Raw genomic sequence first — 15,984 nt, forward strand, 5'->3', positions numbered from 1 at the left:
GCTAGTTTTTTTCAAAGCTGGCGATAAAGAAACCATCAGACATATAGGTATGCGGTAAGATTTCAATCGTTCCATCTTTACCTATTGACTGATCAAGATTATCTCGCCAATGTTTAAATGATTTCAATGTTAGGTCTGGATGTTGGTCTAAGATGGCTTTGACCACATCTTCATTTTCTTCTTTTGTAATTGTACATGTTGAATAGGTAATCACGCCACCCTTTTTCAATAAAGGTAATGCTTGATTCATAATTGTTACTTGAATGTCATGTAAGGCATCCAAATCTTGTAATGTTTTATGGTATTTCGTATCCGGTTTACGACGGAATAGGCCAACACCTGAACATGGTGCGTCGATTAAAATCTTGTCAAAGCTTCTTGGTTCGCTACCATTCGCCCCGAAACGCTCTTGTAATTTTGTTGCATCTTGGTGGAGAATTTCTACCTGGTCAGCTACCTGCATCCGGTCGACATTTTCTTGAATGAGTGGCAATTTATTTTCTGCTATATCACAAGCTATCACATGACCAGTTTGGCCAACGGCTTCAGCGATTTGCACCGTCTTCCCGCCTGGTGCGGCGCAGGCATCTAAGACGGTTTCGCCTACTTGTGGGTTCAAAGCCTCTACATCCAGCAGTGCTGATTCATCTTGAATGGTGATTTCTCCGTTCATAAATAAGGATGAATGAGCTGGATTCCCCTTAAGTACCCGTAAGGCAAATGGTGATATGGGACTAGGTGATACTATATACCCTTCTCTTTCTAATATCTTTTGATACTCAGCCATCTTTTCGGTGTTTAAATGATTTAATCTATTATTTGCACGTACCGTAATAAAAGGCGTTTGATTTAATGAATTTGCTAACTTCTCCGCTTCTACTAAACCAAAACGATCCACAAAGTAATCTACCCAAACAGGCGGTAATGAAGCTTGTAGCGTTAAGCGTTCTTTGGGATCCGTTTTCGTATGAATAAAGTCAGCCATGGTTTCATAACGACGGGTAAAATTCCGTAAGACCCCATTGGCAAACTTAGCTAACGTTTGGTTGCCACGTTTTCGTACAATCCGTACTGCTTCGTCAACAACGGCATAATTTGGAATGTGATCTAAATAATACATCTGGTAAGCTGAGACCACTAACAATGACCAAAGCCATGGTTTCACCTTATTGGGTTTTGCCACAAAATCGCGTACAAAAGCATCTAATGTATAGTAATTTTGTACGGAGCCATAAACCAAATTCGTATATAAATTCCGGTCTGTTTCGATTACAGCTTCAGACGTCAACACGCGATTGACTTCTTGGTTGATAAATTGGTTGTGACGTATAATTTGATTCACTGATGCCATCGCTTGAAAACGTGCTGATAATTTTAAAGGGGTTTTATCCCCCTTGGTATGGTCTCCCTTACGTGCATCTGACCCTGGTTGTGCTTGATTATTCGCCATCTGCTACCTCCACCTGGTCAAATGTATCACCAACTGTTAAATTCCCTGCACCACCATTAATAAATGAAGCCACATCCATTTGTTTTTTACCTGCTGGTTGCAATTGCTCAATAGCTAAGACAGTTTGCTTACCAGTTGCTACCCAAAATTGCGCCGGTTTCTTTTGAATCTTAATGATTGTACCTGGTTTCGCTTCACTCGTTTCTTCGTCAAGTGCTTTCACCTGCCAAATTTTCCAACGTTGACCATTCACCTTTGTATGGGCAACAGGCCAAGCATTAAAAGCGCGAACTTGGTTTTCTATTTGTCTCGCTTCTTGATGCCAATCGATTTGTTCTTGTTGGCTCGTAATATTTGGGGAAAAGGTCGCTTCTTCCTCAACTTGGGCCTGCGGTTCAATTTCACCGGCAAATAATTTCGGTAGTGTGTCGATTAATAGGTCTGTCCCTGCAAGTGACAATTTATCAAACATCGTGGCCACTGTGTCATCGCTTTCGATAGGTACGACTACCTGCGTTAAGATATCCCCTGCGTCCATTTTCTTCACCATCCGCATGATGGTAACGCCTGTTTCCTTATCCCCATTCCAAATGGCATAGTGAACTGGTGCACCACCACGGTATTTAGGTAATAATGATGCGTGAACATTTACCGCACCGTATTTTGGTGCATTTAAAATACTAGTTGGTAGAAATTGACCAAAAGCAGCCGTTACAATTAAATCGATGTTATCCGCTAATAGGTCTTTTACTTCTTGGTCTTGTCCAATTTTTTCTGGTTGATAAACGGGAATATGGTGTTTTAATGCAGCTTCTTTAACGGGTGACGGTGTTAATTTCCGTTTACGCCCTACTGGACGATCGGGCTGTGTCACCACGGCCACCAATCCATATTCGTCCTTTTTTTCAACGAGTGCTTCTAATATATTTACTGAAAATGCGGGTGTCCCCATAAATACAATACGTTTCAAATGTGTCTCCTTTAAATAAATCCTGTGCTTTTGTCCTATTATACCATTATTTCTATACCAATATTTCAAGCTGAGATTTTCTCTGATCAACGTTAGATTTCGCTTGAAATTACTTGCCCTCTTTTACATAAAGCTCTGTGGGTCTACGTCAATGGATACGTAAATTTTATCCTTAGCCCAATCTTGCGCCTTGTCTTGAATGACTTGTAAAACAGCTTGGATATCTTGATTGCCTCGGTGCTGGTACAAGAGTTGGTAATAGTATTGATTATTGATTCTTGAAATAGTTGACTGAGCGGGGCCAATTACCTTAGTCCCTTGAATATCGGCCTGTTGTAAAATACTAGCTACCTTAGCGGCTGTTACCTGGGTGGTATGGTCATCAAAATTCGAAATGGTAAAGCGAACCGTATAATAATACGGCGAATACTGGTTGCGTTTCCGGTATTGCATTTCCGTTTGATAAAAGCGGTCATAATGATGATCTTTAGCCAAGGTTAAGGCATAGTGGTCTGGATTATAAGTTTGAATCAACACTTGCCCATCTAGGTCTCCTCGCCCTGCCCGTCCAGACATTTGGGTCAAGAGCTGAAAAGTCCGTTCGGCTGCCCTAAAATCCGGTAAATAGAGCGTCGTATCGGCGTTGATGATGCCTACTAAAGTAATATTTGGAAAGTCTAATCCCTTCGCAATCATCTGAGTACCTAATAAAATATCAGCTTTCTTATTTGCAATTTGCTTTAATAGCCGTTCATGACTCCCTTTACGTCGAGTAGTATCCATATCCATCCGGACCACGGTTTTATTTGGGAACAGCTCATGGATTTCTTGCTCCACCTTTTCTGTTCCCGTACCAAATTCTCTTAAGTGCGTTTGCCCACAATCTGGACAACGCTGTGGTCTTGCTTCATTGTAGCCACAATAATGACATTGCAATTGCTTGTCGTGGTAGTGATAAGTCAGTGATACATCACAATTTGGACATTGGAAGGTATACCCACAGTCCCTACATTGCATGAAATTAGCGAAACCACGCCGGTTTAACATCAAAGCCACCTGTTCACCACGATCCATTGTAGCCTGCATTTGATCACGTAATTGCCTAGAAAATTGATAATAATTTTTGTGCTTAAATTCTTCACGCATATCAATAATTTTAACAGGCGGTAGTGGCTTTTGATTTGACCGCTCAGGCATTTCAAGCAGTTGATAAACGCCATTTTGAGCGCGTGCCCTAGATTCTAGACTAGGGGTTGCTGATCCTAGAATTACTGGCGAATGATGGTAAGTCGCACGCCATTTGGCTACTTCCCTTGCATGATAGCGAGGATTATCTGACTGTTTGTAGGTTGCTTCATGTTCTTCATCCAAAATAATCAACCCGATATTTTCTAGTGGGGCAAATATAGACGACCGCGCTCCAACGGCGATTTTAGCCTGGCCATTTTTTAATTTGCGCCACTCATCAAAGTGTTCCCCAGTGGATAATTGACTGTGTAAAACCGCTACTTGATTACCAAAGCGACTCTTCAACCGATTGACCATTTGCGGCGTTAAAGAAATTTCTGGTACCAGTAAAATGGCGTCTTTACCTATATCTAATGCTTCTTGAATCAATTGCAAGTAAACTTCTGTCTTTCCTGACCCTGTTACCCCTTGAAGTAAGAATACTTCGTCTGCATGGTTATCTATGGCTTGTTTCACCGCATTAAAGGCAATTTCTTGTTGGGTCTGTAAGGGAAGCTTTTCGGATTTTTCAATCGCTATGTCTGCATAAGGATCACGGTTTACTTGTTGGTCGTATAGTTTCAGCCAACCCTTTTCACTCCCCACTTTTAAGGTAGCTGTATGCAAATCAAATTCATCTCGTAAGTATTTAACAGGTACTTTCTTCCCGTCCAGCTCCATTAATACTTCCACCAAGGCAAGCTGTTTCTTAGCTGTTTTTCGAATGCTGGTGGCTTCTTCTTCTAGTTGGTCAAAATCCATCAAGGGTTGTACCCATTGTTGAGTTTTATAGCGCTTGCGGTCTTCTACCCGGTAGTCGATGGTGACGTGGCCTTTGTTCTTAAGGGCAATCAGCTCAGTGAGGACACCTTTTTTCTCTGCTTGTGACCAGGCGATTTCACTAAGGTCATCGAAGTAATGCTGGTGGTCAAGATAAGCTATTTCAGGCGTTGGCAGGAAGAACTTTTCATAATTAACCTTGAGCAAGTTAGGCAACATGGTGTGATAGGCTTCAACTAAGAAAGAAAAATTTTGCTTGGCCATATCCTTCCCTAATTGCAACATTTCTTCATTTAATACTGGTTCGTCATCTAGCAGTGCCGTGATGGGTTTCAGTTCACCGGTAAAATCAGCCTCTTTTTTAGCTGGTGAAATGACATAACCCAAGAGGTTACGTTGGCCAAATGGCACCTGTACCCGCATGCCTGGTTGAATAATATTCACCATTTCTTCAGGGATTTGGTATTCAAAAGGATGGTCCGTCTGCATGGTGGGGACATCCACAATCACTTCTATCACATTTGCCGCTACCATTCCAGTCGCCTCCTTTATCGTATTCATCTACCTATTGTATAATATTTGATTGCAATTTAACATTAATTGCCTGTGGTATACATTATTCTATTTATTTCGCATATTTGTTCGTTAATTTTATGAAATTTTTAAGTTATTATTTTTCAAAACGTGTTATATGAGTTATTTACGAACATTATACATGAATCCTATTTACTTGTTCGTTAATTTAGCTTAGAATGACAAAGAAGCAATATTTTATTTAAAGGGAGCAAAATATGTTTGGATTAGAAAAAGCAATCGTAGGGACATTTTTTCATACGCCAGTATATGGTCGACTTGAATACCAAAAAGATGCACTCATTACCATTAATCAAGATGGGGTAATCGATAGAATTGTACAGGCTGATGACGGGGATTATCTACCGCTCATTCAATTATTTGAAGAACGTGGCACTTTAATTCGCCTAACAGACAACCAATACTTGTTACCAGGTTTTATTGATACCCATATTCATGCCGCACAATGGCCGCAAGCGGGTATTGCATTAGACGCCCCATTAGATGTTTGGTTAAATGAACATACCTTTCCATTAGAAGCTAAATATAACGATATCGACTTTGCCAAAGAAGTTTACACAGACTTAGTAAAGACCTTGCTGGCTCGTGGGACGACAACCGCTTTATATTTTGGCACCATTCATAAAGAAGCTTCTTTTGAATTGGTGAAGATTGCTGCAGAGAAAGGTCAACGCGCTTTAGTTGGGAAAGTAGTGATGGACGACCCACAAGCTAATCCTGATTTTTACCGAGATGCGTCAACAGCAAGCGCCTTAAAAGAAACTGAAGAATTCATCCAAGAAGTGACTGCCTTCGGGAAAGACGTTATCCAAGGTGTTTACCCTGTCGTAATGCCGCGCTTCGCCCCGTCTTGTACGGATGAAGCCTTGGCTGGTCTAGGCGCTTTAGCCAAAAAATATGATACCCATGTCCATACCCACTGTAGCGAAGGCCAATGGGAACATGATTTTACTTATGACCGCTTTGGTAAAACCGACACAGAAGCCCTTAGAGACTTTGGTTTATTCGGTAAAAAATCAGTGATGGCCCATTCTAATTTTATTAATGACAATGATGCCGCAATTTTTTCAGAAAACCAAACAGCGGTTGCCCACTGCCCGATTTTTAACGTTTATTTTGCGAATAGTATTATTCCTATTAAACACCTAAAAGAATTAAACGTACAAGTTGGGTTAGGAACGGATATTTCAGGTGGTTTCTCTCCTTCTTTATATGACGGGATTAAACAAGCTGTGATGAGTTCACGCCAATTAGAAGACGGGGTCGATACGCGTTTACCACAAACTGAACGTGGTGTGCCAGATTCTCGCATTTCTATTGTAGAGGCCTTTTCTCTAGCAACGCTTGGTGGTGGTGAAGCGCTTGACTTACCTATTGGTTTAATCAAAGAAGGGTATACAGCTGATTTCCAAGTTATTGATACGAAAGCCAAAGAAAACCCTATCCAAGGATTTGGTGTCTTTGAAGATCTAGAACAAATCTTTGAAAAAATCCTATACCTAGCTAACCCAGTTAATATCCAACAAGTATATGTCCAAGGGAAGCTAGTATTTGAAAAATAATCATCCATTAATGAGAGGCGTGATTATCTTGATAGTTACACCTCTTTTTTCGCTGCTGTCATTCACTAGCTTTGGCTTAGTCACTTCAGATATCTAAATTACATAAGCAAAAAACCAAGCAACGGGAAGCTACTTGGCTTAAAGAAGGTTATATTTATAAAAGGAATCTTTAGTTTTGTGATAAAGAATCTGGGTCAACCACTAAGTCGTTAGAAGCGATTTCTTCTAAAGCTTGACCTACATATGTAGGTGATTGGTATTCATTTAACATTGGATTTTTCTCAACTTGTAATTCAGTTGCGCGTTTTGCCGCAATGGACACTAATGAGTATTTTGAATCGATACGGTCTAATAATTTGTCAATTGATGGATAGATGATCATGATATTTCGTCGCCTTCCTTTAAATAATTTTCTACAATATCGTCGATAAAGCGGTCTGTTTTTAAATGTTCAGCATTAATAATCGTTTGAATACGTTCTACAGCTGATTGCACATTATCGTTTTCTACAACGTAGTCATATTGTGTGACTAGTTGTAACTCTTCTCGTGCTTGACGCATCCGCTTTTCAATAACTTCTGGTGCGTCAGTTCCACGATTCACTATTCTAGATTCTAGCTCATGCATAGTCGGTGGTGCAAGGAAAATGAATACGCCATCCGGCATACGTCGTTTAACCTGCAAGGCCCCTTGAACCTCTATTTCAAGAAAAACATCCTTACCTTGTTCAGTCATTTCTTCAACGTATTGAAGGGGTGTTCCATAGTAGTTCCCTACATACTCAGCATACTCCAATAAACGTTCGTCTTCAATCATACCTTCGAATTGATCACGCGATACGAAGAAGTAGTCCTTCCCATCTTCTTCACCTGGACGTGGTTGTCGGGTTGTTGCAGAAACTGAATAATAAAACTGATCATGATTTGTATCAGTCTCAAACAGCGCTTGGCGCACTGTTCCTTTCCCCACACCAGAGGGACCGGATAATACAACTAATAGTCCTTTCGATTTCATAGAACACCTTTCACCCTTCACATTTTTATATAGCATTAATAGTACCACAAATTTTACTATTTTTCTCAATGTCCTGAAGATTTTCTTTAATGTTCGGATTAATTTTCAATTAAAATCATACCATATTTAAGCCCCTAAGTAAAAAGTGAACAAATGTTCGAAAAAGACTTGCATACCGAACTGACGTTCTTTATAATGTAAATTGTAAAGCGAACAGACGTTTGCTTAAGTGAATGACGTCAAGACGTATCCATTTTTCTAACTACTGTTCAATATGAGGAGGCTTATCATGCAAAACCCATTATCTTATCACTCCATCCGTAGTCTATTCATTCCAGTTGATCCAATGTTGCTTGATGCTGAACAATCTAGTCAGTCCAATATCCTTTCTTTCAATAGTGAAGAACGCAAAACGAACAAAAAAAGCAACGTACTTTCAACAATTATGCCCATCAAAGACATTATTCAACAGATCAACTATTCAAATGAATTAGCTGAACCCCTATATATTACTGTCACTCGTCAAATCGGTTCTTTGAATACCAAAGATGTTTTATTTGGTATCTTCCGTTCAAAATATACGGATAAAGACATTGTACTATTTGAAGACGTGGATAATGATGTGATGCGAATCATTAAAGTAGATGAAATCATGGCTGTTCGTTCTGTTTATACCGAATAAAAGAACAAACATTATCACCAACAACTTTATAGGACCAAAAAACCAGCCATTAGATAGCTGGTTTTTCTTTTGACTATTATAGGACTGGTGAGAACAATCTCGAGAATCCTTGACGGAATTTCTTCCATTTAGTTTGGTTTTCAAAATGTTCCATATCTACATGTGTTGATACCTTTAGGTCATTTTGGAAAATTTCTTCTAGTTTAGTCACAAGCTTTTGGTCATATACAAAAGCGTTGATTTCAAAATTCAAAGAAAAACTCCGAATATCAAAGTTTGCCGTACCAACGCTAGCCACATGACCGTCAACACACACTGTTTTGGCATGTAGAAAGCCATCTTCACGGTATTTATGCACATGAACCCCTGCTGGTAATAAAGATTTTACATAGTATTCCGTAGCCCGATACACTAATGGGTGATCAGGCTTTGAAGGTATCATAATATGTACTTCTACACCTGACAAGGCGGCCATTTCCACTGCCTCAAATACGGCTTCATCAGGAATAAAATAAGGGGTTTGAATATAAATATATTTTTCAGCGATGTTAATCATCTGTAGATAACCCATTTTAATTTGGTCAGATTCTTCGTCTGGACCAGATGAGACAATCTGCATCGCAGTATCACCCGTGATTTCTGGATCCGGGAAGTATTCATGGTCAAAGTCACTTGGTTTAGCTTTCTTAGAAGCAAACCAGTCTACCATAAAACGACTTTGTAAAGTTTTTACAGCGTCTCCTGTAAGGCGAAAATGCGTATCACGCCAATAACCTAAAGGCCCTTTACCAATATATTCCTTGGCCACATTAAATCCGCCAACATAACCAACTAACCCGTCGATGACCACAATTTTTCGGTGGTTACGCCAATTTAGGCGAAAGTTAAAAATAAAGAAGGGACTTTTTGAGAAGAAACTTTCAAACTGTATCCCTGCTTCTTCCATTCTTTTAATCGATTTCTTACTTAATGATCGACTCCCCACAGCGTCTGCCATCAGTTTAACTTCTAATCCCGCTTTTGCTCGGTCGATTAAAGCCTCTACTACCCGCATCCCCACTTCATCATCAGTTAAGATGTAATACTGTACGTGAACTGAATCTGTTGCAGCATAGATATCTGCTACTAGTCTATCCATTTTCTCTTGACCATTAATAAAGATTTCTACCTGATTATTCTCAGTGAGGATTGAGTAATCACTCTTGAATAAAAGCCGCATCATCTTTTGAATATCACGTGGGTAGTGGCCAACATTTTTCTGCTTACCATTTCCATTCAAGTACTTTTCTTTTAGTCCGTTTAAACCATAGACTTCCTGGTTACGGATTCTAAAGATATTTTTATCAGAAATTTTTCGGCCGACAAAATAATAAATGATAAAACCAATACCTGGTAATAATATGAGCACCAATAACCAAGCCCAAATTGTCGCTACTGGACGTTGCTGTCTCAAGACTGTAATTACTGCCGCAATCGTATTTAATACAAATAAAATTAAAATACCATAATAAATATATAAACCCATATTTTCCCCTTTTTGAAAAGTAAAAGAGCAAACAAAATGGTCGATTGAGAATTTCAAAGACTGGTTGTTTGCTCTTTCTTATTATTGATTATGACAACGTATCTTTAGACTAAGTTCACTTAATCATTTAATAAACGTGAACGTTCTTTGCGCGAAATATATGGTGTATTTTTGGGAATCCAATATTTCGCGGAAATGTTTAAAATCAATACTAGGATAATTAAAGCTAAAGCTAAGTTAGCCAAGAATGACCATAGCATACTCATCGCATATGTACCATCAGCCACTTGACCGACATTTAGTACATATTGATTAAAGATGAATTTTAGGATGAAAAATGCGGCAAAAGTCATGATTGTCCCAGTAATCAAGTTTAGGTATACACTAGACATACGTCGGTTAAATAAAGTTCGCTGTAAGTTTCGGGCAAACTTACCTGATAATCCAACCATAGATGTTTGAATGGCATTAGCCACTAGCACCATCCACTCTGTTTCTACATGCTCTACTTGTAAATACCCCACTACTGCACCTAGTACAAAACCAGCGATAAAGCCTGCTGTTGATCCTCTTCTAAATGAATAGAAAACCAATAGGGTTAATGAAATCGCTACGGTAATATTGGCACTTGTAATGGTCTCTGGGAAGATGCTTTCAATTAATAAAGCTAGGATGACAAATAATAATCCTTCAACCCAGACGACTAATTTTTGTGACGCGTTCATACCGAACCCCCTTAGTGATGTTTCCCTTTTTTCTTATCTTTTTTGTCAGGATGATAGTTTGAAGCTTCCATAATGACTGGTAAAATCATCGGACGACGTTGTGTTTCACTATATAATTTCTTACTTAGTGCATCACGAATGTCACCTTTCAATTTAGACCATTCGAAGTTCTTGTCTTTAAGATTTTCCTCTGTCACTTCAACGACCACCGCTTTTGATTCATCTAATAAGGTTTCAGAAGCCTTCATATAGATAAAACCACGAGAAATAATTTCTGGACCAGATAAAATCTTACCTAGACGACGCGAAATGGTTAAAACAACCAAGAAAATACCGTCTTCAGATAAAATACGGCGGTCACGAAGAACAATATTGCCAATATCGCCGACACCAGAACCATCAATCAGTACATTTGAAGCCGGTACAACACCACCAATATGGATATTGCCGTCTTTATAGGTCAAGATATCCCCTTTGTCTAATAAGAAGACATGGTCTTCTGGAATACCTACCTCTGTCGCCAAATGTTTATGGGCTGACATTAGACGGTATTCACCTGAAATAGGCACCACATATTGTGGTTTCAATAAGCTAATCATTAATTGTAAGTCTTTTGGACTCGCATGGCCACTTGATGCGTAAGCTTGCGCTAATTCAACCACTTCACCGCCTGCACGGTAGACATCATTTTTCGTTTCTGCGACCACTTTCTCCATATCATAAGAAGGTGTTGTCACAATAATAACCTTATCCCCGTCTTTAATAGAGACTGTTGTGTGGCGATTTGAAGCCATTTTTTGTAAGGTGATTAATGGTTCACCAGATTTTCCAGTTTCTAGGAAAATAATCTCATCATCTTCAAAACGATCCAGGTCCTTTAAGTTGGCAATCAAGTCTTTTGACGGAATCGATAGTTTGCCTAAGCGAATAGCAACGTCGATAATTTCCTCTAGTTCAGTATCATCTAAGAAAACACGGCGCCCTAGTTTACTTGCAACATCTAGAACCTGTTGAATACGCATCAAGTTTGAAGCTACTGCCGCAACGATCACACGACCTTTAGCATTACGCACTTCCGTCAACAAACCTTGTTCAATTTCAATTTCAGTGGCGTTTGGTCTCATATTTTCTGCTGCATTAGAATCGGATAGTAAGGCGAATACGCCGTCACGACCAATCTCAACAATACGAGAAAAGTCTGTTTTATAGGCATCTGAAACGGTCATATCAAACTTGAAGTCACCAGTATAAACGATTGACCCTTCTGGTGTAACGACTTCAATTCCTACTGATTCAGGTACAGAATGGGTGGTTTTAAAGAATTTAATCACGACATTACCAAAATCGATTTCATTCTCTTCTGAAATAATATGAAAATCTTGATAATTCTTCAAACCAATTTTCTTTGCTTGAATTTTCGCTAATTCAATCGTTAATTCAGTACCAAACACAGGTACTTGAATATCTTTTAGTAAATACGGTAAAGCGCCAATAGCATCCGCATGACCGTGGGTTAGAAATACCCCTGCTACACGGTCTTGGTTTTCTTTTAAGTATGTAAAGTCTGGAATCATCATGTCGATTCCTAATAATTCATCTGGTGGGTATACAAGACCACAATCTAAGACATAGATTGCTTCGTCAACTTCAACTAGGTACATGTTTTTCCCGTTTTCACGGACACCACCCAGAGCGATGATATTGATATCACTCATCCTTTTGCCTCCTAATATATTGGATTTTTAATTAAGTCTGGCTGCACGCTAAATAGTTAATGCAACCTGTATCCAAGCTGACGCAAATTGTTAGTCAGCTTGGATATATTCTTCACTCAAAAAAAATGCGGTGCAATGACGCTTCGCTACATTGCCCGCACATCGCTAGTTTAAGTATAACATAAACTAGATTAATTTATCAGCTACCATTTGTTCTGCAATCTGAATTGAATTCAACGCTGCACCCTTCCATAAGTTGTCAGAAACAACCCACATATGGAATCCACGTGGGAAGTCTAAATCTTTACGGATTCGCCCAACAAATGTTTCAGTTTTCTTCTCAGCATTCACCGCTTGAGGATAAAGTTGTTGGTTGATATCATCTTCCAATCCAACACCAGGTGCGTTTCGTAAAACATTTTGGATATCTTCAATTGTCACGTCATCCTTATCTACTTCAAAGTAAACAGACTCTGAGTGACCATAAACAACCGGTACACGCACACATGTTGCAGATACCCCTATTGTATCATCACCTAAGATCTTTTTGGTTTCATTGGTCATCTTCATTTCTTCATAAGTATAGTGGTTGTCTTGGAATTTATCGATTTGCGGCAATACATTATAAGCCATTTGATAATGTTTCTCATCACCACCAACTGGTAAGATACCAGGAGATTGAATGTCATTACCTGCTTCAATATCACGGTATTGTTGACGCATTTCTTCAATAGCTGTCGTCCCTGCACCTGATACCGCTTGGTAAGTAGATACGATCACACGGTCTAAACCAAAAGCATCCCGGATTGGGTTTAAAGCCACAACCATTTGAATGGTTGAACAGTTAGGGTTCGCAATCAAGCCATGATGGTCTTTCAATGCTTGTGGATTTACCTCTGGCACTACTAACGGCGTATTTTCATCCATACGGAAGGCAGATGTATTATCAATTACAACTGCACCTGCATCAATAGCTGCTTGACTAAATTCAATTGAACGGTCTCCACCAGCTGAGAAAAAGGCAATATCCACGCCTTCAAAAGCATCTTTCGTCAATTCTTCAACAACATAGTGCTTATCGCCTACTGGTAACGTTTTACCTGCTGAACGTGCTGATGCTAATAATTTAATATTTTTTACTGGGAAATTTGCTTTTGCAAGTAAGTGCCGTAATTGTTCCCCAACTGCACCTGTTGCCCCAACAATTGCTACATTATACTCTTTTGCCATAATTGATTCATCCTTTTATTTATATTCGATAGCATGCGCATTCACTTTATTATTCTATCAAAGCTTAGTCTATTTCTCAATGAAAATGACAAAATTATGAAATAAAAATGAGAAAACACTCAAATAACACAAAAGATGCGCTATTTTCAATATCCCAATATAAAAAACGCACCCAATAAAAATTGGATGCGGACTAAAATATTCGCCTATTATTCTGCGTCTAGATCTTTCATTGTCAAGTTGATACGACCACGGTTGTCGATTTCTGTCACTTTCACACGGACTTTATCGCCTAGTGAAACAACATCTTCAACATTGTTGGTACGCTCTTTTTGTAGTTGAGAAATATGCACTAAACCGTCTTTACCTTTAGCAATTTCTACAAAAGCACCGAATTTTTCAATGCGTTTGACAGTACCTTCGTATACTTGTCCTGCTTCAACTTTCAGGGTTAATTCAGCGATAATTTCTTTAGCGCGTTGAATCATTTCTGCGTTATCTGAAGCGATATTGATACTACCTTCTTGGTCGATATCAATTTTAACACCTGTTTCATCGATAATTTTGTTGATGGTATCGCCACCTTTACCGATAACCACTTTAATGTCCTCTGGATCAATTTGCATTTGCTCAATTTTTGGTGCGTAAGGACTTAATTCACTACGAGGTGCATCAATTGCAGTCGCTAAGTGACCTAAGATTTCAATACGTGCTTTATGGGCTTGGTCTAAAGCTTCCCGTAAGATTTGTTCTGTAATACCTTTAATCTTGATATCCATTTGTAAAGCAGTAATACCATTTTCTGTACCAGCTACTTTAAAGTCCATGTCTCCTAAATGATCTTCTAGACCTTGGATATCGGTTAAGACTGTATAGTTTTCTTCGTCTTCATCCATGATAAGCCCCATAGCAATCCCAGCAACTGGCGCTTTAATTGGCACACCTGCGTCCATAAGCGCTAAAGTACCTGCACAAATAGATGCTTGTGATGATGAACCATTAGATTCCAATACTTCAGCAACTAAGCGGATGGCATAAGGGAAGTCTTCTTCACTCGGCAATACTTCGTTTAAGGCACGGTAGCCTAAAGCACCGTGACCAATTTCACGACGGCCAGGTGAACCGTAACGACCAGTTGAACCCACAGAGTATTGAGGGAAGTTGTAGTGGTGCATGAAACGTTGGGTAACATCACCAGATAAACCATCAATACGTTGTTCTTCAGATAATGGTGCTAATGTCGCTACTGATAAAGCTTGGGTTTGTCCACGAGTGAATAAACCAGAACCGTGAGTACGTGGTAATAAGCCTACTTCTGAAGCTAGGGGACGGATTTCGTCAATTTTACGACCATCAGGACGTACTTTATCGTCAGTAATTAAACGACGAACTTCCTTATATTCTAATTGATCAGCAATTTGACGGACTTGATCCATTAAGGTCTCAACATCTTCATGTTCTGCATATAATTCACTGTAGTAATCAATAATTGCCGTTTTCACTGCTTCAATGCTTTCTTCACGTTCCAATTTATCAAAGGTTTGGATCGCCTCTACCATTTGTTGGTTATATTGTGCTGTTACTTCAGCAACCAATACATGGTCCGGTGTATTTAATTGGACATCCATCTTCTCTTGGCCAACTTTTTCACGGATTTCATCTTGGAAGTAGCATAATTCACGGATTGAAGTGTGTCCAAACATTAAGGCTTCAAGCATTTCTGTTTCAGATAATTCAGCAGCTGAAGACTCTACCATGTTGATGGCATCTTTAGAACCTGCAACAATTAAATCTAAGTCAGATTGGGCTTGTTGTTCCACAGTTGGGTTGATGACAAAATCACCGTTTACACGACCAACATTTACCCCTGCAATCGGACCGTCAAAAGGAATATCAGAGATTGTTAGCGCCGCTGATGAACCAAACATTGCAGCCATTTCTGGTGAACAGTCTGGATCCACTGATAAAACAGTATTGATAACTTGCACTTCGTTGGTAAATCCTTCATCAAACATTGGTCGAATTGGACGGTCAATCAATCGTGCAGTTAATGTTGCATGTTCACTTGGACGTCCTTCCCTTTTAATGTAACCACCAGGAATTTTACCTACTGCGTACATTTTTTCTTCATAGTTCACTTGTAATGGGAAGAAGTCTTGCCCTGGCTTAGCTTCTTTCGCCCCTACTACGGCAGTTAATACGACAGTATCCCCGTAACGAACCAAGACTGCTGCATTAGCTTGTTTAGCTACTTGACCGTATTCAATTGATAATGGGCGACCAGCCCAATTCATTTTAAAAACTTGCTTTTCTTCCATGTCTTAACATGCTCCTTTACTTGCTTACTGCCAACAAGTTTGCTACTAAACAAATTTCTAAGATCAAGTTTTGATGCTCACAAATTTGTATAGTAGTAATCAACTGTTGGCGTGTTTATTCCATACCTGTCCATTTTCCTATAAAAAGGATGAAAAATCAATAAAAGCGAGACACAAACGCATCTCGCTTTA

At 39.3% G+C, this 15,984-nt stretch carries 12 protein-coding genes; 2 read left to right on the top strand and 10 right to left on the bottom strand.

What is annotated here, in order from left to right; all coding sequences use genetic code 11:
* Window position 1: 1 nt before the first annotated feature.
* From rsmB to priA, 3 genes are all read right to left on the bottom strand, one after another.
* On the bottom strand, window positions 2-1,450 hold the full coding sequence (gene rsmB, locus CJ191_RS02045; RefSeq protein WP_102198836.1) for a 16S rRNA (cytosine(967)-C(5))-methyltransferase RsmB: 1,449 nt from the start codon (window positions 1,448-1,450) through the stop codon (window positions 2-4).
* Window positions 1,440-2,420: a methionyl-tRNA formyltransferase gene (gene fmt, locus CJ191_RS02050; protein WP_102198837.1), complete on the bottom strand. Its 981-nt coding sequence runs from the start codon at window positions 2,418-2,420 to the stop codon at window positions 1,440-1,442. The genes rsmB and fmt overlap by 11 nt, the downstream gene beginning before the upstream one ends.
* Window positions 2,421-2,543: 123 nt before the next feature.
* The gene (gene priA, locus CJ191_RS02055) at window positions 2,544-4,961 is read right to left on the bottom strand and encodes a primosomal protein N' (protein ID WP_102198838.1); all 2,418 of its coding nucleotides are present in this window, start codon (window positions 4,959-4,961) and stop codon (window positions 2,544-2,546) included.
* Between the two features lie 257 nt (window positions 4,962-5,218).
* On the opposite strand from priA, the gene guaD reads away from it, so the two are divergent.
* Window positions 5,219-6,583, top strand: a complete 1,365-nt coding sequence (gene guaD, locus CJ191_RS02060; RefSeq protein ID WP_102198839.1) for a guanine deaminase — start codon at window positions 5,219-5,221, stop codon at window positions 6,581-6,583.
* Between the two features lie 169 nt (window positions 6,584-6,752).
* Here guaD and rpoZ read toward each other — a convergent pair whose 3' ends face one another.
* Together rpoZ and gmk are read right to left on the bottom strand one after the other, a co-directional pair.
* A complete protein-coding gene (rpoZ, locus tag CJ191_RS02065) occupies window positions 6,753-6,965 on the bottom strand; it encodes a DNA-directed RNA polymerase subunit omega (RefSeq protein WP_070468366.1) in 213 nt (70 codons plus the stop codon).
* Window positions 6,962-7,597, bottom strand: a complete 636-nt coding sequence (gmk, locus tag CJ191_RS02070) for a guanylate kinase (RefSeq protein WP_070468364.1) — start codon at window positions 7,595-7,597, stop codon at window positions 6,962-6,964. The genes rpoZ and gmk overlap by 4 nt, the downstream gene beginning before the upstream one ends.
* Before the next feature lie 289 nt (window positions 7,598-7,886).
* On the opposite strand from gmk, the gene CJ191_RS02075 reads away from it, so the two are divergent.
* On the top strand, window positions 7,887-8,279 hold the full coding sequence (locus tag CJ191_RS02075; RefSeq protein ID WP_070468362.1) for a hypothetical protein: 393 nt from the start codon (window positions 7,887-7,889) through the stop codon (window positions 8,277-8,279).
* 76 nt (window positions 8,280-8,355) lie between these two features.
* Here CJ191_RS02075 and cls read toward each other — a convergent pair whose 3' ends face one another.
* From cls to pnp, 5 genes are all read right to left on the bottom strand, one after another.
* A complete protein-coding gene (cls, locus tag CJ191_RS02080; RefSeq protein ID WP_070468360.1) occupies window positions 8,356-9,804 on the bottom strand; it encodes a cardiolipin synthase in 1,449 nt (482 codons plus the stop codon).
* Window positions 9,805-9,923: 119 nt separating this feature from the next.
* Entirely contained in the window at window positions 9,924-10,529 is a 606-nt protein-coding gene (locus tag CJ191_RS02085; protein WP_102198840.1) for an energy-coupled thiamine transporter ThiT, read from the bottom strand.
* A gap of 11 nt (window positions 10,530-10,540) precedes the next feature.
* Window positions 10,541-12,244: a ribonuclease J gene (locus tag CJ191_RS02090; protein ID WP_102198841.1), complete on the bottom strand. Its 1,704-nt coding sequence runs from the start codon at window positions 12,242-12,244 to the stop codon at window positions 10,541-10,543.
* A gap of 186 nt (window positions 12,245-12,430) precedes the next feature.
* Entirely contained in the window at window positions 12,431-13,474 is a 1,044-nt protein-coding gene (locus CJ191_RS02095; protein WP_102198842.1) for an aspartate-semialdehyde dehydrogenase, read from the bottom strand.
* A gap of 209 nt (window positions 13,475-13,683) precedes the next feature.
* On the bottom strand, window positions 13,684-15,792 hold the full coding sequence (gene pnp, locus CJ191_RS02100) for a polyribonucleotide nucleotidyltransferase (protein ID WP_102198843.1): 2,109 nt from the start codon (window positions 15,790-15,792) through the stop codon (window positions 13,684-13,686).
* Between the last annotated feature and the right edge of the window lie 192 nt (window positions 15,793-15,984).

Source organism: Aerococcus viridans (assembly GCF_002871935.1).
GTDB lineage: Bacteria > Bacillota > Bacilli > Lactobacillales > Aerococcaceae > Aerococcus > Aerococcus viridans_B.

Excerpts from the sequence above, each read along its gene's own strand:
- CJ191_RS02085 (WP_102198840.1), bottom strand. The coding sequence starts at position 10,529 with ATGAACGCGTCACAAAAATTAGTCGTCTGGGTTGAAGGATTATTATTT.
- CJ191_RS02095 (WP_102198842.1), bottom strand. The coding sequence starts at position 13,474 with ATGGCAAAAGAGTATAATGTAGCAATTGTTGGGGCAACAGGTGCAGTT.
- CJ191_RS02075 (WP_070468362.1), top strand. The coding sequence starts at position 7,887 with ATGCAAAACCCATTATCTTATCACTCCATCCGTAGTCTATTCATTCCA.
- priA (WP_102198838.1), bottom strand. The coding sequence starts at position 4,961 with ATGGTAGCGGCAAATGTGATAGAAGTGATTGTGGATGTCCCCACCATG.
- guaD (WP_102198839.1), top strand. The coding sequence starts at position 5,219 with ATGTTTGGATTAGAAAAAGCAATCGTAGGGACATTTTTTCATACGCCA.
- CJ191_RS02090 (WP_102198841.1), bottom strand. The coding sequence starts at position 12,244 with ATGAGTGATATCAATATCATCGCTCTGGGTGGTGTCCGTGAAAACGGG.
- pnp (WP_102198843.1), bottom strand. The coding sequence starts at position 15,792 with ATGGAAGAAAAGCAAGTTTTTAAAATGAATTGGGCTGGTCGCCCATTA.
- rsmB (WP_102198836.1), bottom strand. The coding sequence starts at position 1,450 with ATGGCGAATAATCAAGCACAACCAGGGTCAGATGCACGTAAGGGAGAC.
- cls (WP_070468360.1), bottom strand. The coding sequence starts at position 9,804 with ATGGGTTTATATATTTATTATGGTATTTTAATTTTATTTGTATTAAAT.
- gmk (WP_070468364.1), bottom strand. The coding sequence starts at position 7,597 with ATGAAATCGAAAGGACTATTAGTTGTATTATCCGGTCCCTCTGGTGTG.
- rpoZ (WP_070468366.1), bottom strand. The coding sequence starts at position 6,965 with ATGATCATCTATCCATCAATTGACAAATTATTAGACCGTATCGATTCA.